This window comes from Pseudomonas sp. A214, assembly GCF_900156295.1.
Classification (GTDB): domain Bacteria; phylum Pseudomonadota; class Gammaproteobacteria; order Pseudomonadales; family Pseudomonadaceae; genus Aquipseudomonas; species Aquipseudomonas rhizophila.
The window spans coordinates 980,982-1,003,774 of sequence record NZ_LT707062.1 but is presented as its reverse complement, the minus strand read 5'-3'; the positions used below and the strand labels follow the sequence as shown (position 1 = coordinate 1,003,774).

General features: G+C 60.9%; 22 protein-coding genes. 16 read left to right on the top strand and 6 right to left on the bottom strand.

Translation table 11 applies throughout. From position 1 onward, the window contains the following. From BW979_RS04430 to BW979_RS04420, 3 genes are all read left to right on the top strand, one after another. A complete protein-coding gene (locus tag BW979_RS04430; protein WP_076383269.1) occupies positions 1 to 1,125 on the top strand; it encodes a methionine ABC transporter ATP-binding protein in 1,125 nt (374 codons plus the stop codon). Continuing rightward, positions 1,115 to 1,759: a methionine ABC transporter permease gene (locus BW979_RS04425; RefSeq protein WP_025211262.1), complete on the top strand. Its 645-nt coding sequence runs from the start codon at positions 1,115 to 1,117 to the stop codon at positions 1,757 to 1,759. The genes BW979_RS04430 and BW979_RS04425 overlap by 11 nt, the downstream gene beginning before the upstream one ends. Before the next feature lie 169 nt (positions 1,760 to 1,928). Beyond that, positions 1,929 to 2,558: a class I SAM-dependent methyltransferase gene (locus BW979_RS04420; RefSeq protein WP_047226825.1), complete on the top strand. Its 630-nt coding sequence runs from the start codon at positions 1,929 to 1,931 to the stop codon at positions 2,556 to 2,558. A gap of 165 nt (positions 2,559 to 2,723) precedes the next feature. Here BW979_RS04420 and BW979_RS04415 read toward each other — a convergent pair whose 3' ends face one another. Further along, entirely contained in the window at positions 2,724 to 3,290 is a 567-nt protein-coding gene (locus tag BW979_RS04415; protein ID WP_076383268.1) for a transporter substrate-binding domain-containing protein, read from the bottom strand. Positions 3,291 to 3,423: 133 nt separating this feature from the next. On the opposite strand from BW979_RS04415, the gene BW979_RS04410 reads away from it, so the two are divergent. Further along, complete coding sequence (locus BW979_RS04410; protein ID WP_076386517.1) at positions 3,424 to 3,849, top strand: DUF4399 domain-containing protein; 426 nt, start codon at positions 3,424 to 3,426, stop codon at positions 3,847 to 3,849. Between the two features lie 109 nt (positions 3,850 to 3,958). On the opposite strand, the gene serA is transcribed toward BW979_RS04410, so the two are convergent. Continuing rightward, positions 3,959 to 5,188 (bottom strand): phosphoglycerate dehydrogenase, encoded by a 1,230-nt coding sequence (gene serA, locus BW979_RS04405; RefSeq protein ID WP_047226823.1) that lies wholly within the window; start codon positions 5,186 to 5,188, stop codon positions 3,959 to 3,961. 205 nt (positions 5,189 to 5,393) lie between these two features. Here serA and BW979_RS04395 point away from each other — a divergent pair, with 205 nt between their 5' ends. From BW979_RS04395 to BW979_RS04380, 4 genes are all read left to right on the top strand, one after another. After that, complete coding sequence (locus BW979_RS04395) at positions 5,394 to 6,788, top strand: FAD-binding oxidoreductase (RefSeq protein WP_076383266.1); 1,395 nt, start codon at positions 5,394 to 5,396, stop codon at positions 6,786 to 6,788. A gap of 41 nt (positions 6,789 to 6,829) precedes the next feature. Next, a complete protein-coding gene (locus BW979_RS04390; RefSeq protein ID WP_047226821.1) occupies positions 6,830 to 7,495 on the top strand; it encodes a fumarylacetoacetate hydrolase family protein in 666 nt (221 codons plus the stop codon). A 163-nt stretch (positions 7,496 to 7,658) separates the two neighbouring features. Next, on the top strand, positions 7,659 to 8,591 hold the full coding sequence (locus tag BW979_RS04385; protein ID WP_076383265.1) for an SdiA-regulated domain-containing protein: 933 nt from the start codon (positions 7,659 to 7,661) through the stop codon (positions 8,589 to 8,591). 118 nt (positions 8,592 to 8,709) lie between these two features. Further along, positions 8,710 to 9,639, top strand: coding sequence for an SdiA-regulated domain-containing protein (locus tag BW979_RS04380; protein ID WP_076383264.1), 930 nt, complete (start codon positions 8,710 to 8,712; stop codon positions 9,637 to 9,639). A 30-nt stretch (positions 9,640 to 9,669) separates the two neighbouring features. Here the strand turns inward: BW979_RS04380 and rpiA are convergent, their stop codons facing one another. After that, the gene (gene rpiA, locus BW979_RS04375; protein WP_047226818.1) at positions 9,670 to 10,344 is read right to left on the bottom strand and encodes a ribose-5-phosphate isomerase RpiA; all 675 of its coding nucleotides are present in this window, start codon (positions 10,342 to 10,344) and stop codon (positions 9,670 to 9,672) included. 137 nt (positions 10,345 to 10,481) lie between these two features. Here rpiA and ilvA point away from each other — a divergent pair, with 137 nt between their 5' ends. Beyond that, positions 10,482 to 11,996 carry a threonine ammonia-lyase, biosynthetic gene (gene ilvA, locus BW979_RS04370; RefSeq protein WP_047226817.1) on the top strand — a complete coding sequence of 505 codons (1,515 nt, stop codon included), beginning with the start codon at positions 10,482 to 10,484 and terminating at the stop codon, positions 11,994 to 11,996. A 42-nt stretch (positions 11,997 to 12,038) separates the two neighbouring features. Further along, complete coding sequence (locus BW979_RS04365) at positions 12,039 to 12,464, top strand: DUF2269 domain-containing protein (protein WP_076383263.1); 426 nt, start codon at positions 12,039 to 12,041, stop codon at positions 12,462 to 12,464. Between the two features lie 103 nt (positions 12,465 to 12,567). Here the strand turns inward: BW979_RS04365 and BW979_RS04360 are convergent, their stop codons facing one another. Further along, on the bottom strand, positions 12,568 to 13,224 hold the full coding sequence (locus BW979_RS04360; RefSeq protein ID WP_076383262.1) for an HAD family hydrolase: 657 nt from the start codon (positions 13,222 to 13,224) through the stop codon (positions 12,568 to 12,570). Between the two features lie 143 nt (positions 13,225 to 13,367). Between BW979_RS04360 and BW979_RS04355 the strand changes: the two genes are divergently transcribed. Both BW979_RS04355 and ptsP read left to right on the top strand, forming a co-directional pair. Continuing rightward, a complete protein-coding gene (locus BW979_RS04355) occupies positions 13,368 to 13,847 on the top strand; it encodes an RNA pyrophosphohydrolase (protein ID WP_003186867.1) in 480 nt (159 codons plus the stop codon). 22 nt (positions 13,848 to 13,869) lie between these two features. Further along, a complete protein-coding gene (gene ptsP, locus BW979_RS04350) occupies positions 13,870 to 16,149 on the top strand; it encodes a phosphoenolpyruvate--protein phosphotransferase (RefSeq protein ID WP_047226814.1) in 2,280 nt (759 codons plus the stop codon). A gap of 132 nt (positions 16,150 to 16,281) precedes the next feature. On the opposite strand, the gene BW979_RS04345 is transcribed toward ptsP, so the two are convergent. Continuing rightward, positions 16,282 to 17,028, bottom strand: a complete 747-nt coding sequence (locus tag BW979_RS04345) for an NRDE family protein (RefSeq protein ID WP_076383261.1) — start codon at positions 17,026 to 17,028, stop codon at positions 16,282 to 16,284. 152 nt (positions 17,029 to 17,180) lie between these two features. Here BW979_RS04345 and BW979_RS04340 point away from each other — a divergent pair, with 152 nt between their 5' ends. The 3 genes from BW979_RS04340 to BW979_RS04330 all read left to right on the top strand — a co-directional run bounded on the left by BW979_RS04340 (position 17,181) and on the right by BW979_RS04330 (position 19,861). Continuing rightward, entirely contained in the window at positions 17,181 to 17,963 is a 783-nt protein-coding gene (locus BW979_RS04340; protein ID WP_076383260.1) for a sulfite exporter TauE/SafE family protein, read from the top strand. 68 nt (positions 17,964 to 18,031) lie between these two features. Continuing rightward, entirely contained in the window at positions 18,032 to 18,841 is an 810-nt protein-coding gene (gene lgt / locus BW979_RS04335; RefSeq protein WP_076383259.1) for a prolipoprotein diacylglyceryl transferase, read from the top strand. A 48-nt stretch (positions 18,842 to 18,889) separates the two neighbouring features. After that, entirely contained in the window at positions 18,890 to 19,861 is a 972-nt protein-coding gene (locus BW979_RS04330; RefSeq protein ID WP_047226810.1) for a thymidylate synthase, read from the top strand. Between the two features lie 135 nt (positions 19,862 to 19,996). On the opposite strand, the gene cadR is transcribed toward BW979_RS04330, so the two are convergent. After that, complete coding sequence (gene cadR, locus BW979_RS04325; protein ID WP_076383258.1) at positions 19,997 to 20,443, bottom strand: Cd(II)/Pb(II)-responsive transcriptional regulator; 447 nt, start codon at positions 20,441 to 20,443, stop codon at positions 19,997 to 19,999. 86 nt (positions 20,444 to 20,529) lie between these two features. Between cadR and BW979_RS04320 the strand changes: the two genes are divergently transcribed. Then, positions 20,530 to 22,749, top strand: a complete 2,220-nt coding sequence (locus BW979_RS04320; RefSeq protein WP_076383257.1) for a heavy metal translocating P-type ATPase — start codon at positions 20,530 to 20,532, stop codon at positions 22,747 to 22,749. Positions 22,750 to 22,793: the final 44 nt, after the last annotated feature.

The window sequence follows — 22,793 nt, the reverse complement described above, 5'->3', positions numbered from 1 at the left end:
ATGAACGCCGTCAATGCTCGACTCAGACACGAAGCTCCCACGCCCCAAAGCGCCGACCAGACCGAGCTGCATCCGGAGTTGAACCGCGCCCTTGTGCGCTTCATCGGCCTGGGCAAGACCTACAACGGTGCCCAGGGTCCGGTGGCCGCGCTGCAAGGGATCGACCTGGCGATCCAGCGCGGCGAGGTGTTCGGCATCATCGGCCGCAGCGGCGCCGGCAAGTCGTCGCTGATCCGCACCATCAACCGCCTCGAACAACCCACCAGCGGCAGGGTGTTGATTGATCAGATAGACATCGGCGAGTTCGATGAGGACCGCCTGGTGGAATTGCGCCGGCGCATCGGCATGATCTTCCAGCACTTCAACCTGATGTCGGCCAAGACCGTGTGGCAGAACGTTGAGCTGCCGCTGAAAGTCGCCGGCGTGCCCAAGGAACAGCGCCAGCGCAAAGTCCGCGAGCTGCTGGAGCTGGTCGGCCTGCAAGGCAAGCACAAGGCCTATCCGGCGCAACTTTCGGGCGGTCAGAAGCAGCGGGTGGGGATTGCCCGGGCACTGGTCCATGACCCGCAGATCCTGTTGTGCGATGAAGCCACATCGGCCCTTGACCCGGAGACCACCCAATCGATCCTCGGTTTGCTACGCGAGATCAATCAGCGACTGGGCCTGACCATCGTGTTGATCACCCACGAGATGGCGGTGATCCGTGAAGTCTGCGACCGGGTGGTGGTGCTCGAGCAAGGACGCATGGTCGAGCAGGGCCCGGTCTGGGAAGTATTCGGCAGCCCGCAACACGAGGTCAGTCGGACGCTGCTGGCGCCGTTGCAACACGCCATACCGCAAGAGCTGCAAAGTCGCTTGCAGGGGCAGCCGGCATCGGCGGATGCGGCTATCGTGCTGCGCCTGCAATTCAGCGGCATAGATCGAGAAGAACCGGATCTCGCCGCCTTGTTCAGTGCCCTCGGTGGACGGGTGCGGCTGCTGCACGGCGGCATCGAGCGCATTCAGGGCCACGGGCTGGGGCAATTGCTGCTGGCCGTGAGCGGTTCGTCATGGGGCGCCGAGGAATTGCGTCAACGGGCGGGCAATTGGGCACAACGGGTAGAGGTGCTGGGTTATGTGGTTTGACCGGTTGTTGCAGGGTTTTATCGACACGTTCCTGATGGTTGGCGTGTCGTCGCTGATCGCCTTGCTGGCGGGCATACCGCTGGCGGTGATCCTGGTCACGAGCGGCAAGGGTGGAATTTATGAAGCGCCGGCCTTGAACCGGGCCCTGGGCGCGTTCGTGAACCTGTTCCGCTCGATACCGTTCCTGATTCTGATGGTGGCGTTGATCCCATTCACCCGGCTGATCGTCGGCACCACCTATGGCGTGTGGGCCGCGGTAGTACCGCTGACCATTGCCGCCACGCCGTTCTTTGCCCGCATCGCCGAAGTCAGCCTGCGCGAGGTCGACCATGGCCTGATCGAAGCGGCCCAGGCCATGGGTTGCCGGCGTTGGCACATTGTCTGGCATGTGCTGCTGCCCGAAGCCCTGCCGGGCATCGTTGGTGGCTTTACCATCACCTTGGTGACCATGATCAACTCCTCGGCCATGGCCGGAGCGATCGGCGCCGGCGGCCTGGGCGACATCGCCTACCGCTACGGCTACCAACGTTTCGACAGCCAGATCATGCTCACGGTGATCGTGTTGCTGGTGGCATTGGTCGCCGTGATCCAATTGGGTGGTGACCGCCTGGCGCGCGGCTTGAATAAACGCTGACCTATGGGAGCAGTTGACCTGTGGGAGCAAAGCTTGCTCGCGATAGCAGTATTCCATCCAACATGGATACCAACTGGACGACTGCAGTCGCGAGCAAGCTTTGCTCCCACAGGCAGATCAGCGGGCTTGCGGTATAGTCGGCTGACACTCCTCACCCAAACCCACACCCATGAAACACACCACCGACGACCTGCACGCCATCACCGCCACGACCCTGGGCCATTACAACGCCGTGGCAGAGAGCTTTCGCGACGGCACCCGCGACCACGATGTCAGCCAGAACATCGACGCCCTGCTGCGCCATATCCAGGGCCAGGCACCGCTGCACATCCTGGATTTCGGCTGCGGCCCGGGGCGCGACCTGCGCACATTCACGGCCATGGGCCATGTCGCGGTCGGCCTCGACGGTTCAGAGGAATTTGCCCGGATGGCGCGCCAGGACAGCGGTTGTGAGGTGTGGCAGCAGGACTTCCTGGAACTCGACCTGCCGGTCGAACGCTTTGACGGGATTTTCGCCAACGCGGTGCTGTTTCATGTCCCCGTCCAGGAACTGCCACGGGTGCTCAAGCAATTGCACGCCACCCTCAAGCCCGGCGGCGTGCTGTTCAGTTCCAACCCCCGGGGCGAAAACCAGGAAGGCTGGAACGGCCAGCGCTTCGGCGCCTACCACGACCTTGCGGCCTGGCGCACCTTGCTCACAGAAGCGGGCTTTGTAGAGCTTGAGCATTACTACCGACCGGCTGGGCTGCCGCGAGAGCAGCAGCCTTGGTTGGCGAGTGTCTGGCGTAGACCTGCTTAGGATTTGAGGGCGCCATCGCGAGCAAGCTCGCTCCCACACGGGTCAACTGCGAACATAAATGGCGAACCATCAATGATCCAAATGTGGGAGCGAGCCTGCTCGCGATGACGGCGGATCAGCAACATTGATGCGACTGACACACCGCCGTCGCCCACCGCCCCATTGTTACTCCTGCTTGACCAACCACTTCTGTGACAACTGCTCAAGCCGCCCGTCGTCCTTGATACGCGCCAAAGCGTTGTCCAGGCTGGCCTTGAACGCCGGATTGCCCTTCTGGAACGGAATCACCAGGCTCGGCGGCGGGCCGCTCTTTTCTTCCGGCTGGAACGACTGTGCCATGACCATCGGGCGTTGCGAGTCGTCCTTGCGCGCCAACAGTTGCGCATCCGGTTGGCTATAAGCGGTGCTTGTGTCGAAACGTTCGGCCAGTTCCGGGGTCATTGCTATGTGGTTGATGGCGACATCGTATTTGCCGCTTTCCACACCGGCCAGCAGATCGCTGGCATCGGTGACCACAAAGTCGGCGCGAACATCGAGCTCGCCGGCCAGCATCTGACCCAGTTCCACTTCGAAGCCGGTGAGCTTGCCGTCTTTCTTGAAGTTGAAAGGGCTGGTGTTGGCTTCCAGAGCGATGCGCAATTCGCCACGGTCGTTGATGTCGTCGATCAGTTCGGCATGGGCCAGAGGGCTCAAGAGGGGTAGCAGGCAGATCAGCCCAGGCAGAAAACGCATGGTCACTCCTTTGTATTGTTACAAGCGACGCTCGTTTCAGGTTCGCTTTGCTATGGTTGTTGCAGGCTTCGACAACGAATGGTCATGAAGTTGTCATGACCACGCGGATTTCATGGAAAAACTGGAGAAAAAAATGAAAAGCTTTATGTCACGTGCCGCCTTGGCCGGCCTGTTGCTGGGAGCTTCGATGCTGGCATCCGCCGCAACCCCTGCTCCCAAGGGTGCAGAGGTATTCATCGTTTCCCCGGAAGACGGTGCCACCGTTGGCCAGGAGTTCAAGGTCAAGTTCGGCGTCAAGAACATCGCGCTGGCCCCGGCGGGTGATGTAACCAAAAATACCGGGCACCATCATTTGCTGATTGATGTCGACAAACTGCCTGCCGCGGGCGCGCCGATTCCCACCGATGCCAACCACATGCATTTCGGCAAGGCGCAAACCGAGGCTACGATCAAACTGGCACCGGGCAAGCACACCTTGCAGCTGATCCTGGGCGACAGCGGCCATATGCCGTTCGATCCGACGATCGTGTCCGAGAAGATCACGGTAAACGTGAAATAAACCGGCACAGGTCGACACAACACAAAACCCTCCCACAGGTTATGTGTTCGACAGAAAAAAACGGGAGCCCCCTGCGAGGCTCCCGTTTTTTATTGCAAGCCTGATCTGCTTAGAACAACACCCGGCTACGAATAGTGCCGTTGATGTGCTGCAGTTTCTCTTGCGCCAGATCGGAGTATTCGGCATCGACGTCGATCACGACGTAGCCGACTTTCTCGTTGGTCTGCAGGAACTGACCGGAAATGTTGATGCCGTTTTCGGCGAAGACCTTGTTGATCTCGCTCATCACACCCGGGATGTTCTCGTGGATGTGCAGCAGGCGGTGCTTGCCAGGGTGAGCCGGCAGGGCCACTTCCGGGAAGTTCACGGACGATACCGAAGTACCGTTGTCGCTGTACTTGACCAGCTTTTCCGCCACTTCCAGGCCGATGTTGGCCTGGGCTTCGGCAGTAGAACCGCCGATGTGCGGGGTCAGGATCACGTTGTCCAGGCCGCGCAGCGGGCTTTCGAAGATATCGTCGTTGGAGCGCGGCTCCACCGGGAATACGTCGATGGCGGCGCCGATCAGGTGTTTGTCCTTGATCGCTTCGGCCAGGGCGTCGAGCTTGACCACGGTGCCACGAGCGGCGTTGATCAGGATCCCGCCTTTCTTGATGGCACGGATTTCCTTCTCGCCGATCATCCACTGGGTGGCGGCGGTTTCCGGAACGTGCAGCGTCACGATGTCGGACATGCCCAACAGCTCGTGCAGGTCGTTGACCTGGGTGGCATTGCCCAGCGGCAACTTGGTCACGGTGTCGTAGAAAAACACCTGCATGCCAAGGCCTTCAGCCAGCACCGACAACTGCGTGCCGATCGAGCCGTAACCGACGATACCCAGCTTCTTGCCACGGATTTCGAAGGAGTTGGCCGCGCTCTTGATCCAGCCGCCACGGTGGCAGGAAGCGTTCTTCTCGGGAATGCCGCGCAGCAGCAGGATCGCTTCGGCCAGCACCAGTTCAGCAACGGAACGGGTGTTGGAGTATGGCGCGTTGAACACCGCGATACCGCGCTCGCGCGCCGCATTGAGGTCCACCTGATTGGTGCCGATGCAGAAGCAGCCGACCGCCACCAGTTTCTTGGCGTGGTCGAAGATCTCTTCGGTCAATTGGGTACGGGAGCGAATACCGATGAAGTGAGCATCGGCGATCTTTTCCTTGAGCTGGGCTTCCGGCAGAGAACTGGTGATGTACTCGATGCTGGTGTAGCCCGCCGACTTGAGGACGTCGACAGCCGATTGGTGGACGCCTTCGAGAAGAAGGAACTTGATCTTGCTCTTATCGAGAGAAGTCTTGCTCATCTGCGTAAACCTGTGTCCCGGAGAAAAATGGCAGGGAATCGGACAGCGCATGCTGGTCCGACCGGCATGACAGCCGTCGCCGCAGAACAGCCAATGGGCACTACGCTGCGGGGTCGGTATGCTAGCATACGCACCCCGCTAAACACTCATTCCTGCGACGTGAAGCGTTCTCAGGATGACCATGAATTGTTCGAGAGTTCTGTCGATGACCAATCCTGCCGTGATAGATGAGCTGAAGACCCTGGTTGAGCCTGGCAAAGTCTCGACCGATGCCGACTCCCTGAACGCTTATGGCAAGGATTGGACCAAGCACTTCGCCCCGGCGCCGAGCGCCATCGTCTTCCCCAAGACCACCGAACAGGTTCAGGCCATTGTGCGCTGGGCCAATGAGCACAAGGTCGCGCTGGTGCCATCGGGCGGGCGTACCGGGCTTTCCGCTGCGGCCGTAGCGGCCAACGGCGAAGTGGTCGTGTCATTCGATTACATGAACCAGATCCTCGACGTGAACCTTACCGATCGCACAGCCGTCTGCCAGCCAGGTGTGGTCACTGAACAACTGCAGAACAAGGCTGAAGAGCACGGTCTGTACTACCCGGTGGACTTCGCCTCGGCCGGTTCCAGTCAGATTGGCGGCAACATCGGCACCAATGCCGGCGGAATCAAGGTCATTCGTTACGGCATGACCCGCAATTGGGTAGCCGGCATGAAAGTCGTCACCGGTAAAGGTGACCTGCTGGAACTGAACAAGGACCTGATCAAGAACGCCACTGGCTACGATCTGCGGCAGTTGTTCATCGGCGCCGAAGGCACCCTCGGGTTCGTGGTCGAAGCCACCATGCGCCTGGACCGGGCTCCGAAGAACCTCACCGCCATGGTCCTGGGGACCGCCGATTTTGATTCGATCATGCCCGTACTGCATGCCTTCCAGGGCAAGCTGGACCTGACGGCGTTCGAATTCTTCTCCGACAAGGCCCTGGCCAAGGTCCTGGATCGGGGCGACGTACCGGCGCCATTCGAAACCGAGTGCCCCTTCTACGCCCTGCTGGAGTTCGAAGCCACCACCGAAGAAGTCGCCAACCACGCCCTGGAAACGTTCGAACACTGTGTCGAACAGGGCTGGGTGCTCGATGGGGTGATGAGCCAAAGCGAAACCCAACTGCAAAACCTGTGGAAGTTGCGCGAGTACATCTCGGAAACCATCTCCCACTGGACACCGTACAAGAACGACATCTCGGTCACCGTTTCGAAAGTCCCGGGCTTCTTGCGCGACATCGACACTATCGTCGGCCAACATTACCCGGATTTCGAGATCGTCTGGTTTGGCCACATCGGCGACGGCAACTTGCACTTGAACATCCTCAAGCCAGAGAACCTGAGCAAGGACGAATTCTTCGCCAAGTGCGCGACCGTGAACAAATGGGTCTTTGAAACCGTCGAGAAATACAACGGCTCGATCTCCGCCGAACACGGCGTAGGCATGACCAAACGCGATTACCTGACCTACAGTCGCTCGCCGGTAGAAATTGAATACATGAAGGCCGTCAAGGCAGTGTTCGACCCGAACGGCATCATGAACCCGGGCAAGATTTTCGCGGTTTAATGCAAAAAATACCTGATGAATCCCAGAAGCAGGAGTCGGTAATGAGCTATCAGCACCAGTATGTCGACGGTACCCGTATTCATTTCCCGGTGGGAAAAATCGTGTGCATTGGCCGCAACTACGCCGAACACGCCAAGGAACTGGATAACCCGGTACCTACCGAACCCCTGCTGTTCATCAAGCCCGGCAGCTGCGCGGTGCCGCTGGAAGGCGGTTTCAGCATCCCCGCTGACCGTGGTGCGGTGCACTACGAAGCTGAAATTGCCGTGCTGATCGGCAAGCCACTGTCGACCCGGCCCAGTGCCGAGGAAGTGCTGGATGCCATCTCCGGCTTCGCCCCGGCCCTGGATCTGACCCTGCGGGACAAGCAAGCCGAGCTCAAGGCCAAGGGCTTGCCCTGGGAAGTCGCCAAATCCTTCGACGGTGCGGCGGTGCTGGCACCTTTCGTGTCCAGCGGCACCTTTGCCGACCTGACCGACATCCCGGTTCGCCTGACCATCAACGGTGAAGTGCGCCAGGACGGCAACAGCAGCCTGATGCTCAACCCCATCGTGCCGATGATCCAATACATGGCTGGCTGCTTCTCATTGCAGGCCGGCGACGTAATCCTCACTGGCACTCCGGCGGGCGTAGGACCGTTGAACGTCGGGGATGAACTGGTACTGGAATTGCCAGGCGCGAGCCGTTTCGAAAGCAGCGTTCGTTAACCGCAAGGCGCTGTCCCGCGTGGGCGCGAGCCGGCTCGTGTCCACATGGATGGACGGCTCTCGCCATTTACCATTTTTTTCACATGCCATCCGGATAATTCCAGGGAATACGGCGTCTGAGCCATTCATTTTCCTAACCCGAATACCTGGAACACATCCCCTGATGGCCACTCCTCTAGCTCGGCCCTCCTCCAGCCCCGTCCGCCGCGCTCGCTTCTCGCTGCCCTGGTATGCCTGGTCGCTGTTAGCAGCCGGGGCCTTTTACTGGCTGGCGTATGCCATGCACTGGGATGACCGGGGCCTGCTGTGGGCATCGGAACGTCTCGAGAGCCCCGCCCAGCGCCAGGAAAGCATCTGGCTGCCGGACTACCACGCGGTGATTGATGCCAAGGTCCTGCCAGGAATGGAAGAGGATGAAGCGTCCGACCTGACCTATAACCCACAGACCAAAACCCTGTTCGCGATCATGGGTAAGCATCCGTTTCTGGTGGAACTCACCCTGCAGGGTGACGTGCTGCGCAAAATGCCGTTGGTGGGCTGGAGCAATCCTGAAGGCGTGGCCTACATGGAGAATGGCCTGATGGCTATTACCGATGAACGAAAACACACGCTGTCGATCATCCAGGTCGATGCCGATACTCGCGAACTGAACAGCACGGATTTCCCCCACTACGATCTCGGCCCGTCCAAGAACCAGAACAAGGGCTTCGAAGGCGTCGCCTGGGATCCACGCAACCAGCAATTGGCCTTGGGTGAAGAGCGTCCGCCAGCGTTGTTCACCTGGAAAAGCGACGGCAGCCAACTGCTCAAGGGCGACAAACAGATCCATGCCAGCGACGAGCTGGACCTGCGCAACCTGTCGGCGCTGGCGATCGATCCTCGCACGGGGCACTCGCTGCTGCTGTCGGCCGACTCCCATCTGTTGCTGGAGCTGGACGATGCAGGGGAACAGGTCAGCTTCATGACCTTGCTGGGCGGTTTCAACGGCATCAAAGATACGATCCCCCGCGCAGAAGGCGTAGCCCTCGATGAGTCCGGCAACCTGTACATGGTCAGCGAGCCGAACCTGTTCTATCGTTTCGAAAAACAACGCTGATAGCGCAACTCTGTAAGGTAATTCATCCTTCGCCGTAGGGTGTGGCATCCGGCCATTAAGCTTCAGTTCAGGCAGCCGTGGTATTTCCAACCACCTGTTCTCATCCGAGCCCACCCACATGCGTCGACTTGCCCGCCCGAAGCCCTTGATCCTGCTGCTGATAATGATCGTATTGATCGCTTTGATCGCAGCAGCTCAATACCTGCGCCTGTTCGAGCGCGCCTGGTTCAACCTCAACGCCCTCTGGCAGCCCCCCAGCGAACAGGCCATTGCCCTGGACCACTATCGGGTGACGGTCGAGGCGCGGGTGATTGAAGGCCTGGACAATGACGTTTCGGCGCTGACATACGATCCGATCCGCAAGAGCCTCTTTACCGTTACCAACAAGAATGCCGAACTGATCGAGCTGTCATTGGACGGCAAGATTCTTAGGCGCATCGCCCTGATTGGCTTCGGCGACCCGGAGGCGGTGGAGTTCATCAGCGAGGACATTTACGTCATCACCGACGAGCGTCAGCAGCGGCTGATCAAGATTCACTTGGACGACGATACCCAATTCCTCGACGGCGCCGACGCAGAGCAAATGACGCTTGGCCTGCACCTGAACGGTAACAAAGGGTTTGAAGGGTTGGCCTACGACTCAGTGGGCAAACGGTTGTTCGTGGCCAAGGAGCGCGATCCGATGCTGATTTATGAAGTGCGGGGCTTTCCCCATCACAAACCGGACAAATCCTACGCTGTCCATGTAATCAACAACCCCAAGCGCGATGCCGGACTGTTCGTACGCGATCTTTCTAGCCTGCAATACGACGAGCGCAGCGGCCATTTACTGGCGCTGTCCGATGAGTCGCGATTGATTATCGAGCTGGACATCGACGGCCGCCCGTTGAGCACGCTGTCGTTGAGCAAGGGCCGTCAAGGGCTGCAAAAAACCGTCCCTCAGGCCGAGGGCGTTGCCATGGACGATGATGGCAACTTGTATGTGGTGAGCGAACCGAACCTGTTCTACGTTTTCAAGAAACCGCAGGCTCGCTCCCACAGGGGCTGAATCACTGAAAGAGCAGGTTATCTGGCCGGCTTACTCAGCCCGCAGGGTCTTCACCCCTTCAGGCGTCCCCAGCAACAACACATCCGCCGGGCGAGCCGCGAACAAGCCATTGGTGACCACACCGACGATGGCGTTGATCTGGCTTTCCAGTTCCACCGGGTTGGTGATCTGCAGGTTATGGACATCCAGGATGATGTTGCCGTTATCGGTCAGCACGCCTTCGCGGTACACCGGGTCACCGCCCAGTTTCACCAGTTGGCGGGCCACATGGCTGCGGGCCATCGGAATGACTTCCACCGGCAGCGGGAACGCGCCGAGGACTGGCACCAGTTTGCTGGCGTCGGCGATGCAGATGAAGGTCTTGGCCACGGCCGCGACAATCTTCTCGCGGGTCAGGGCCGCGCCGCCGCCCTTGATCAGGTTCAGGTGCGCGTCGCTTTCATCGGCGCCGTCGATATAGAACTCCAGGTCGCTCACGGTATTGAGCTCATAGACCGGAATCCCGTGGCCCTTCAGGCGCGCGGCGGTGGCTTCGGAGCTGGCGACCGCGCCGTCGAACGCACCTTTGTGCTGCGCCAGTGCGTCGATGAAGCAATTGGCCGTCGAGCCGGTGCCGACCCCAACGATGCTCTTGTCATCCAGTTTCGGGAGGATGAGGTCGACAGCGGCCTGGGCCACGGCCTGTTTGAGTTGATCCTGGGTCATGCGGGCTCCGAAAGCGGACGGGGAGTAAAGAGGGACGCGAGTATAACCCAACAAAACCTTGGGATTCGTGTGGTCGCCCAGCCAAAAGCCGGGTTAGACTCCTTGGCCCTGCCCAACCCGCTCAGTGATGCTTTCCGATGCTTGAACAGTACGTCAAAAAGATCCTCACCTCGCGCGTTTACGACGTTGCCGTGGAAACCCCATTGCAGACTGCCCGCCAGCTCTCCGAGCGGCTGGGCAACAACATCTGGCTCAAGCGCGAAGACTTGCAGCCGGTGTTCTCGTTCAAGATTCGCGGCGCCTACAACAAGCTGACCCAGCTCAGCGACGAAGAGCGCGCACGCGGCGTGGTCACGGCTTCGGCGGGCAACCACGCCCAGGGCCTGGCCCTGGCGGCCAAGGTGCTGGGCGTCAAAGCCACCATCGTGATGCCCAAGACCACTCCGGAAATCAAAGTCGAAGGCGTACGTTCCCGAGGCGGCAAAGTGGTGTTGCACGGTGATTCGTTCCCCGAAGCCCTGGCCTATTCGCTGAAACTGGTCGACGAAAAGGGCTACGTCTACATTCACCCCTATGACGATCCCCACACCATTGCCGGGCAGGGCACGGTGGCGATGGAGATCCTGCGCCAACATCCGGGGCGTCTGGATGCGATTTTCGTCCCGGTGGGCGGCGGCGGGCTGATCGCCGGGATCGCGGCCTACGTGAAATACCTGCGGCCTGACATCAAGGTGATCGGCGTCGAGCCGGACGATTCCAATTGCCTGCAAGCCGCCCTGGCTGCTGGCGAGCGAGTGGTGCTGCCGACCGTGGGGCTCTTTGCCGACGGCGTTGCCGTGGCGCAGATCGGCCAGCACACGTTCGACATCTGCAAGCACTACGTGGATGAAGTCATCACCGTCAGTACCGACGAGATCTGTGCGGCCATCAAGGATATCTACGACGATACCCGCTCGATCACCGAACCTGCCGGCGCCTTGGGCGTGGCCGGGATCAAGAAGTATGTGGAATCGCGCGGCGTCAGCGGGCAGACCCTGGTGGCCATCGACTCCGGCGCCAACGTCAATTTCGACCGTCTGCGTCACGTGGCCGAGCGTGCCGAGCTGGGCGAAGGCCGCGAGGCGATCATCGCAGTGACCATTCCCGAGAAGCCAGGCAGCTTCAAGGCCTTCTGCGAAGCCGTCGGCAAGCGCCAGATCACCGAATTCAACTATCGCTACAACACGGGCAGCGAAGCGCACATCTTCGTGGGCGTGCAGACGCACCCGGAAAACGACCCGCGCAGCGCGCTGATCGCCAGCCTGACCGAGCAAGGCTTCCCGGTGGTGGACCTGACCGACAACGAACTGGCCAAACTGCACATTCGCCACATGGTGGGCGGGCATGCGGCCCACGTCATCGACGAGGTCGTGCTGCGCTTCGAATTCCCGGAACGTCCGGGGGCGCTGTTCAACTTCCTCAACAAGCTGGGCGGACGCTGGAATATCTCGATGTTCCACTACCGCAACCATGGTGCGGCGGATGGTCGTGTGGTTGCGGGCCTGCAAGTACCGCACGATGAACGTCATCTGGTACCGGCAGCCCTGGAAGAAATCGGCTATCCGTACTGGGATGAAAGCGATAACCCGGCGTATCAGCTGTTCCTGGGCTAAAGCAGAGCTAGACTGCCCGGCAAGACTCAAGGAAATCCAACGATGGAAACGTTAACCGCGCTGAAGATCGCCCATGTCGTCGCCACAGTATTGCTCTTGGCGGGCGCCTTGGGGCTGGCCATCTGGGTCTGGAGGACGCGCCGCAACGGCGATGCCACGGCGGCCGCGCGCACATTGCAACGCCCGCGGGTGTTTGTCTGGCTGGTGATGGCCCTGGCGCTGGTGAGCCTGCCGTTCACGGGGTGGTGGATGGTGCATCAGATCGGCTGGCCACTGGGGCAGACCTGGTTGCTGGCTTCCAGTGTGCTCTACACCGTGGCGGCGCTGGCGGGGTTCTGGCTGTTGGTGCGATTGAACAAACTGCGCAAGGCGCCGGGAGGGAGCGGGAAATTTACCTTTGCCTTAGCGCTGTTCAGTTTTGTCTGCTTTGTCGCCATTGCGGGGTTGATGGGGGCCAAGCCGGTTTAAGGCGTTAGACCGCGTCGACCCTATCGCGAGCAGGCTCGCTCCCACAGGGGTTTGTGAACGATGCACATCCAGTGTGGGAGCGAGCCTGCTCGCGATGAAGATATCAGCCGCGCAACGAAATCACCGGCCAACCCCGCTTCTGGGCTTCGGCCCTGAGGTTCGGGTCTGGATCCACGGCCACCGGATGGGTCACCACTTCCAGCAGCGACAGGTCATTCATCGAGTCACTGTAGAAGTAACTGCCGTCCAGCGAATGGCCGGTCTCCTCCAGCCAACGATTGAGCCGCATCACCTTGCCCTCACGAAAACACGGAATGTCGGTACTGCGCCCGCTGTAGCGCCCGTCGATCATTTCACACTCGGTGGCGATCAGGGTTTCGACTCCCAGGCGCTCGGCGATCGGTGCGGTGACGAAGCGATTGGTAGCGGTGATGATCACCAGCTTGTCACCGGCCTCACGGTGTTTACTCAACAGCTCGATCGCCTGGGGCAACACAATCGGTTCGATGCAGTCGCGCATGTAGTCCAGATGCCACTGTGCCAGCACCTCCATCTCCGTGCGGCCAAGGATTTCCAGGCAAAAATTCAGGTACTCGGCGTTGTCGAGCTTGCCGGCCAGGTAATCCTGATAGAACTCGTCATTGCGCGCCTTGTACGTAACGGCGTCGAGGAAACCGCGCTCACACAGGTAATCGCCCCAGGCGTGGTCACTGTCGCCGCCCAGCAAGGTGTTGTCCAAGTCGAATAAAGCCAGCCGCATTGCAGTTACTCGCTGAAGAATCTGAAGAAAGGCGTCCAGAATACGGACTTTTCACAAGAGTGCACATAAGGTAGGAAGGCTCGTTGCTGCTTTCACAACCTTTGTGGAACAATGCGGCGACATGCGTTTGCGAGGTTGTTGCCGTGATCGATCCCGATGGTTTCCGACCCAATGTGGGGATCATTCTTACGAATGATGCAGGGCAGGTGCTATGGGCTCGCCGTATCAATCAAGACGCCTGGCAGTTTCCCCAGGGTGGGATCAACCCTCAGGAGACGCCCGAAGAGGCCTTGTACCGCGAGTTGAACGAAGAAGTGGGGCTTGAGCGAGAAGATGTCGAAATACTCGCCTGCACCCGGGGCTGGTTGCGCTATCGTTTGCCGCAACGCCTGGTCAGAACGCATAGCCAACCGCTGTGCATCGGCCAGAAGCAGAAATGGTTTCTCCTGCGCCTGATCTCCAACGAGCAGCGGGTGCGGATGGATTTGACCGGTAAACCGGAGTTCGATGGCTGGCGCTGGGTCAGCTATTGGTATCCGTTGGGCCAGGTGGTGACATTCAAGCGCGAGGTATACCGACGCGCCCTCAAAGAGCTTGCCCCGCGCCTGCTGACGCGCGACTGACGACGGAGTTCGACCCCGAGCCATGCTCAATACGCTGCGCAAGATCGTCCAGGAAGTTAACTCCGCCAAGGATCTCAAGGCGGCGTTGGGGATTATTGTATTGCGCGTCAAAGAGGCCATGGGCAGCCAAGTCTGCTCGGTCTATCTGCTGGACCCCGAGACCAACCGTTTTGTGCTGATGGCCACCGAGGGCTTGAACAAGCGCTCGATCGGCAAGGTCAGCATGGCGCCCAATGAAGGTCTGGTCGGCCTGGTCGGCACGCGCGAAGAACCGCTGAACCTCGAAAATGCCGCGGATCACCCGCGCTATCGTTATTTTGCCGAGACCGGCGAAGAACGCTACGCCTCGTTCCTCGGGGCGCCGATCATCCACCACCGCCGTGTCGTCGGCGTGTTGGTCATCCAGCAGAAGGAGCGTCGCCAGTTCGACGAAGGTGAAGAAGCCTTCCTCGTGACCATGAGCGCGCAATTGGCCGGGGTTATCGCCCACGCCGAAGCCACCGGGTCGATCAGCGGCCTGGGCCGCCAGGGCAAGGGCATCCAGGAAGCCAAGTTCGTCGGCGTGCCAGGTTCACCCGGCGCGGCAGTGGGTACGGCGGTGGTCATGTTGCCGCCCGCCGACCTCGACGTAGTGCCGGACAAGACCATCGTCGACATCCCCGCCGAATTGGGCCTGTTCAAGACGGCCATCGAGGGCGTACGGGCCGACATGCGCGCCCTGTCGGCGAAACTGGCGACGCAGCTGCGCCCCGAAGAGCGCGCGCTGTTCGACGTTTACCTGATGATGCTCGACGACGCCTCCCTGGGCAGCGAGGTCACCACGGTCATCAAGACCGGTCAGTGGGCCCAGGGCGCGTTGCGCCAGGTGGTGACCGACCACGTCAACCGTTTCGAACTGATGGACGACGCCTACCTGCGCGAGCGTGCCTCCGACGTCAAGGACCTCGGTCGCCGGCTGCTGGCCTACTTGCAACAGGAACGCCAGCAGACCCTGGTCTATCCCGATAACACCATCCTGATCAGCGAAGAACTGACCCCGGCCATGCTCGGCGAGGTGCCGGAAGGCAAGCTCGCGGGGCTGGTCTCGGTATTGGGTTCGGGCAACTCCCACGTCGCGATCCTGGCCCGCGCCATGGGCATTCCGACGGTCATGGGCGTGGTGGACCTGCCGTATTCAAAGGTCGACGGCATCCAGATGATCGTCGATGGCTACCACGGCGAGGTCTACACCAACCCCACCGAATTGCTGCGCAAGCAGTTTGCCGATGTGGTGGAGGAAGAAAAGCAACTGTCCCTGGGCCTGGATGCGCTGCGGGACCTGCCTTGCGTGACGCTCGACGGCCACCGCATGCCGCTGTGGGTCAACACCGGGCTGCTGGCCGATGTTGCCCGGGCGCAGAAGCGCGGCGCCGAGGGTGTGGGGCTGTACCGCACCGAAGTGCCCTTCATGATCAACCAGCGCTTCCCCAGCGAAAAGGAACAGTTGGCGATCTATCGCGAACAGTTGGCCGCTTTCCATCCGCAACCGGTGACCATGCGCAGCCTGGACATCGGCGGGGACAAATCCCTGTCCTACTTCCCCATCAAGGAAGACAACCCCTTCCTTGGCTGGCGCGGTATACGCGTGACGCTCGACCATCCGGAAATCTTCCTGGTCCAGGCCCGCGCCATGCTCAAGGCCAGCGAGGGTCTGAACAACCTGCGCATCCTGTTGCCGATGATTTCCGGCACCCATGAGCTGGAAGAAGCCTTGCACCTGATCCACCGGGCGTGGGGCGAAGTGCGCGACGAAGGCACCGACGTGCCCATGCCGCCGGTGGGGGTGATGATCGAAATCCCGGCGGCGGTGTATCAGACCAAGGAACTGGCGCGCCAGGTTGACTTCCTGTCGGTCGGCTCCAACGACCTGACCCAGTATTTGCTGGCCGTGGACCGCAACAACCCGCGGGTTGCCGACCTGTACGACTATCTGCACCCAGCGGTGCTGCAAGCCCTGCAGAATGTGGTCCGCGACGCCCATGCCGAAGGCAAGCCAGTGAGCATCTGCGGTGAAATGGCCGGGGACCCGGCGGCGGCGGTGCTGCTGATGGCGATGGGCTTTGACAGCCTGTCGATGAACGCCACCAACCTGCCGAAAGTGAAATGGATGCTGCGTCAGATCAACCTCAGCAAGGCCCAGGAACTGCTGGCCGAAGTGATGACGATCGATAATCCGCAGGTGATCCACAGCTCCTTGCAACTGGCGCTGAAGAACCTTGGGTTGGCGCGGATGATCAATCCGGCTTCGAACAAGACGCTCTGAATCTTTAGCGACCTCATCGCGAGCAGGCTCGCTCCCACAGGGGATCTCGGTTGTTCACAACGTTTGTGTTCACTGAAGATCTACTGTGGGAGCGGGCTTGCTCGCGAAGGGGCCGGCACAAGCACCACAAGACTAAACCCTGACATCTACCTCCCCCAAATGCCCCCCAAGCGGCCCATAACTGCGCTCGACCAGATGCCGCGTCCCATCGGCATGGACAATCAGCGCGGTACTCGCTCGCGTCCCGTAAGCAGGGCTGGCGATGAACACACTCGACAACAGTGTCTCGGTCGCCAGCCCTACGCCGGTGTCCGGCAGTTCGGCTACCGGGGCCGGCTGCGGGTCGTTCAGCAGCGCCAACAAGGCCTGGGGCTGCGGGTCGTCCAGTACCTCGACCAGCGCCGCCCGGGCCTTGAGCAGCTTGGGCCATGGCGTGTTCAGCCCGGCGTTCGACAAACCGTAGACACCCTCGGCCAGTCGCTGTGGCCGGGCATCGCGGGCATTGTGGTGCCACAGTTCGGTGCCATCGCCCAACAGCAAGTTGAACCCGCCGTACTCACCGGCACGGGGCACCACTTCGCTCAAATAATCGGCAATTGAAAGATTTCCGCTCAAAAATCGCGCCACCAGTTCACCACGGGACTTGAAGCCGGGTGGCTGGGCCGGGTCGCGAATGTTGGTCAGGGCAGCGAAACGGCCATCGGCGCCGACGCCAAGCCAGGTCCCCCCGGCTTCCAGATCGCGGCCGGCATGGACATCAGGGGCGTCAGGCCATTGCCCCAGGGGCAAGGTCGGGCGCGCGTAGAACTCATCGCGGTTGGCCGCCACGATCAGTGGCCGGGCGTGGCCGGGGCGCCAGGCAAATACGATCAGGCACATCAGATAGTCCCATTAAAAATAAAGCCGAGCACAGCTGTTGTGGGTTTCACTCTACCCAGACATCGCCCCGGCATCCATCGCCTTGAGTGGAGCCCAAGGCCATGGATCCGTTACCATGCCGCTCTTGTTTCTAGGATGGGCGAGGGACGCTGGTGGAATTTGTGCTCTATCTGCTGCTCGGCGCCTGTGCCGGCGTGCTGGCCGGACTGTTCGGCGTGGGTGGCGGGATCATCATCGTCCCGGTGCTGGTATTCAGTTTTACCTTGCAGGGCTTCGACCCACTGGTGTTGACGCACCTGGCGGTCGGCACGTCCCTGGCATCGATCATCTTCACTTCGGTCAATGCCGTGCGCGAGCATCAGCGCAAAGGCGCGGTGCGCTGGCCGATTTTTGCCTGGATGACCGTTGGAATCCTGATCGGTGCCGGTTTCGGTGCCGTCACTGCCGAAGCGATTTCCGGTCCGAACCTGCAAAAAATCATCGGCGTGTTCGCCCTGATTGTCGCCGTACAACTGGGCCTGGACTTGAGGCCCAAGGCCAGCCGCACAGTTCCGGGCAAGGTCGGGTTGACGGTGGCGGGGACGGTGATCGGCTGGGCCTCGGCGATTTTCGGCATCGGCGGCGGCTCGCTGACCGTGCCGTTCCTGACCTGGCGCAGCGTGCCGATGCAACAGGCGGTGGCGACGTCATCGGCCTGCGGTTTGCCGATTGCCCTGGTCAGTGCATTAAGTTTCATGATTCTGGGCTGGCAAGATCCGCGGCTGCCGGCTCATAGTCTCGGTTTTGTTTATTTGCCGGCGCTACTGGGCATTGCCCTGACGAGCATGGTCTTCGCCCGCTTCGGCGCGCGACTGGCCCATCGCCTGTCACCGCGCTTGCTCAAACGGCTGTTCGCCGCTTTGCTGTTCAGCGTGGGCTTGAGTTTTCTGCTCTGACGCAATCCTGGCTTAATCCCGAGGTGGCAGCGTCGCCCGGATATTTTTGACGTTTACGAGGAATATCAATGCTGCCTTACCCGCAGATCGATCCGGTGGCCCTGGCCATCGGCCCGCTGAAAATCCACTGGTACGGCCTGATGTACCTGATCGGCATCGGCGGCGCCTGGCTGCTGGCGTCGCGCCGGCTCAACCGCTTCGATCCAACCTGGAACAAGGAAAAGCTCTCGGACCTGGTGTTCTGGCTATCCATGGGCGTGATCGTTGGCGGACGCCTGGGTTACGTCTTGTTCTACGACCTGAGCGCGTACCTGGCCAATCCGACGCTGATCTTCGAAGTCTGGAAGGGCGGCATGTCGTTCCACGGCGGGTTCATCGGCGTGATGCTGGCAGCGCTGTGGTTCGGTAAACGCAACAACAAGTCGTTTTTCGAGCTGATGGACTTCGTCGCGCCAATGGTGCCGATTGGCCTGGGGGCCGGGCGCATCGGCAACTTCATCAACGCCGAATTGTGGGGCAAGGCCACCGACGTGCCATGGGCGATGGTCTTCCCGCCGTTCAGCGACCCGGCGCAGCTGCCCCGTCATCCTTCGCAGCTGTACCAGTTCGCGCTCGAAGGCGTGGCACTGTTTGCCATCCTGTGGCTGTTCTCGCGCAAGCCACGGCCGACCATGGCCGTGTCGGGCATGTTCGCGCTGTTCTACGGGATCTTCCGTTTCATCGTTGAATTCGTCCGCGTACCAGACGCCCAACTCGGCTATCTGGCGTGGAACTGGCTGACCATGGGCCAGTTGCTGTGCCTGCCAATGATCATTGGTGGCCTGGCGCTGATCTGGCTGGCCTATCATCGTGCGCCGGCTGCGGCGGCCAAGATTTAAATTCGAACCCCGGGGCGCTGGCCCTGGGTTCAAGGACACAGGTAACCCATGAAGCAATATCTCGATCTGGTGGCCCACGTCATCAAGAACGGCACCAAGCAAGCCAACCGCACGGGTGTAAACACCATCAGCTTTCCCGGCGCCATGTTGCGCTATGACCTGAAGGACGGATTCCCGGCCATCACCACGCGCAAAATGGCCTTCAAGTCAGCCATCGGTGAGATGTGCGGTTTCCTCCGTGGGGTCAACAACGCCGCCGAATTCCGTGCCCTGGGCTGCAAGGTCTGGGATCAGAACGCCAACGAAAACGCCCAATGGCTGGCCAACCCGTTTCGCCAGGGCGAAGACGACCTGGGCGAGATCTACGGCGTGCAATGGCGCAAGTGGCCGGCCTACAAACAAATCCCTTTGAGCAACCCGGCCGCCATCGAACAGACCCTGGCCCAGGGTTACCGGCAGATCGCCGAAGGCGAAGAAAACGGTCAGGCCTACGTGGTGCTGTACAAAGCCATCGATCAGGTGCGCCAGTGCGTCGACACCATCATCAAGGACCCGGGCAGCCGGCGGATCCTGTTCCACGGCTGGAACTGCGCCCAGCTCGATGAAATGGCCCTGCCGCCGTGCCATTTGCTCTACCAGTTCCACCCGAATGTCGAGACCAAGGAAATCTCCCTGACCCTCTACATCCGTTCCAACGACCTGGGCCTGGGCACGCCGTTCAACCTCACCGAAGGCGCCGCGCTGCTGAGCCTGATCGGTCGCCTGACCGGCTACACGCCACGCTGGTTCACCTATTTCATCGGCGACGCCCACGTCTACGAAAACCACCTGGACATGCTCAACGAGCAGCTCAAGCGCGAGCCGTTCCCGATGCCCAAACTGGTGATTTCCGAGCGCGTGCCGGAGTTCGCCAAGACCGGTGTGTACCAGCCTGAGTGGCTGGAGCTAGTAGAGCCGAGCGACTTCTCCCTCGAGGGCTACCAGCACCACGCGCCGATGACGGCGCCGATGGCGGTCTAAGCCACGCCACCTCTCCCCCTGTGGGAGCGAGCTTGCTCGCGATAGCGTCTTCACATGCGAAATCCATGTGACTGACACTGCGCTATCGCGAGCAGGCTCGCTCCCACATTGGATCTTCATATGTTCAAGATCGGCTCAATGCCCATGACTCCTGCCCACATGTGAATGCTCCACCTCCGGCGCCACCGCGCCACTCACTTCCAGGCGCTGCAAAATCCCGCATTGATCCAGGTCCGGCCCTTCGCCACAACGATGGCGCAGGTCGATCAGTTGTGTCTGCAAGGCCAGCAGACCGTCGATGCGCGCCTTGACGTGGTGGATGTGTTCGTCGATCAGCGCGTTGACGTTTTCGCACTGATCCTGAGGGCTGTCGCGCAGAGCCAGGAGGCTGCGGATTTCTTCCAGGGTCATGTCCAGGGTGCGGCAGTTGCGGATGAACGTCAGCCGCTCGGCATGAGCCTGGGTGTAGACCCGATAATTACCATCACTGCGGGCCGGCTCCGGCAGCAAGCCTTCGCGCTCGTAGTAGCGAATGGTTTCGACCTGGCAGTCGGTGATTTTTGCCAGTTCGCCGATCTTCATGGCGTTACCTCCAAAACAGGTGCTTGACCCTATAGTGGCTACAGGGTCTTTACTGTGCAACAGGCACTTTTCACGGACGTAACCCGATGAGCGATTCCATTCATACCCACAAGCCCGACCACGGCCATGACCACGGGCATTCCTGCTGCTCAGCCAAAGCGGCACCGTCGGTGGTCAAGCTCGGCAAGGCGCCGACGGACGGCGCTCGGCTGAGCAGTTTTCGCATCCAGGCCATGGACTGCCCCACCGAACAGACGCTGATCCAGAACAAGCTCGGCAAACTTGCAGGCGTGCAGCAACTGGAATTCAACCTGATCAATCGCGTGCTGGGCGTGACTCACGACTTGCCCAACGACTCGCCGATCATTGATGCGATCCAGTCCCTGGGCATGCAGGCCGAGCCGTTGGCCCCGGGCCAGGAAAAAGAAACCAGCGAATTGCCCGCCCCGGCCAAGCCCTGGTGGCCGCTGGCGCTGTCGGGTGTCACCGCCCTGGGTGCCGAGGTGATCCACTTCACCAGCGCCGCACCGGAGTGGGTGGTCGCGCTAATGGCGTTGGTGTCGATCCTCAGCGGCGGTCTCGGTACCTACAAGAAGGGCTGGATCGCTCTGAAAAACCGCAACCTGAACATCAACGCACTGATGAGCATCGCGGTGACCGGTGCGGTGCTGATCGGCCAATGGCCGGAAGCGGCGATGGTGATGTTCCTGTTCACGGTGGCTGAATTGATCGAGGCCAAGTCCCTGGACCGGGCGCGCAACGCCATCAGCGGCCTGATGCAGATGGCCCCGGAACAGGCCACCGTGCAACAGGCCGATGGCACCTGGCAGGTGCAAGCGGTCAAGGCCATCAACCTCGGTGCACGGGTGCGGGTTCGTCCAGGCGAACGGGTGGGTCTGGATGGGGACATCGTCGCCGGTCGCTCTACCATCGATCAGGCGCCCATTACCGGCGAGAGCCTGCCGGTGGAAAAAACCGTGGGCGACAAGGTTTTCGCCGGCACCATCAACCAGGCCGGTGAACTGGAGTACACCGTGACCGCCGCAGCCGACCACTCCACCCTGGCGCGAATCATCCACGCCGTGGAGCAGGCCCAGGGCTCCCGCGCTCCGACCCAGCGCTTCGTCGATCAGTTCTCGAAAATCTACACCCCGGCGGTGTTCGCCCTGGCGTTGGCCGTGGCGGTGATCCCGCCGCTGTTCATGGGGGCGATCTGGTTCGACTGGATCTACCGGGCGCTGGTGTTACTGGTGGTGGCCTGTCCGTGTGCGCTGGTGATTTCCACCCCGGTGACCATTGTCAGCGGCCTCGCCGCAGCGGCGCGCAAAGGCATTCTGATCAAGGGCGGCGTGTATCTGGAGGGCGGCCACAAGCTCGACTATCTGGCCCTGGACAAGACCGGCACGATCACCCATGGCAAGCCGGTGCAGACCGACTACGTTCCACTCGACCCGACAGTGGAAGCGACGGCACCCGCTTTGGCCGCCAGTCTTGCCGCCCGTTCCGACCATCCGGTCTCCCACGCAATCGCCAACGCAGCTGTGGATAAACAGCAGGCGCCGCACGCTGTGGATAACTTTGCAGCGCTGCCGGGACGCGGGGTGCGCGGCGATATCAACGGCCAGACCTATCATTTGGGCAATCACCGTCTGGTGGAAGACCTGGGCCTGTGCTCTGCCGAGCTGGAAGAGAAGCTCTTCGCCCTGGAAAAACAAGGCAAGTCCGTGGTGCTGTTGCTCGACCACTCAGGCCCCTTGGCGCTGTTTGCCGTCGCCGACACGGTGAAGGACTCCAGCCGCGAAGCCATCCAGCAGTTGCATGAGCTGGGCATCAAGACCCTGATGCTCACCGGCGACAACGCTCATACCGCCGAGGCGATTGCCGCACAGGTGGGCATGGATCAGGCGCGAGGCGATCTGTTGCCAGGCGACAAACTGCAAGCCATCGAGGATCTGTATGCCTTGGGTCACCGGGTCGGCATGGTGGGCGACGGCATCAACGACGCCCCTGCCCTGGCGCGCTCGGAGATCGGCTTCGCCATGGCGGCGGCGGGCACCGACACCGCCATTGAGACCGCCGATGTCGCCCTGATGGACGATGACTTGCGCAAGATCCCGGCGTTCATCCGCCTGTCGCGGCAGACTTCGAGCATCCTGAAACAGAACATCGCTTTGGCGCTGGTCATCAAGGCGATCTTTCTGGGATTCACCTTTGCCGGGTTTGCCACCATGTGGATGGCGGTGTTTGCCGACATGGGGGTGAGTTTGCTGGTGGTGTTCAATGGGTTGCGGTTGTTGCGTAAATAGAGGTGATGAGGCACCCGCATCGCGAGCAGGCTCGCTCCCACAGT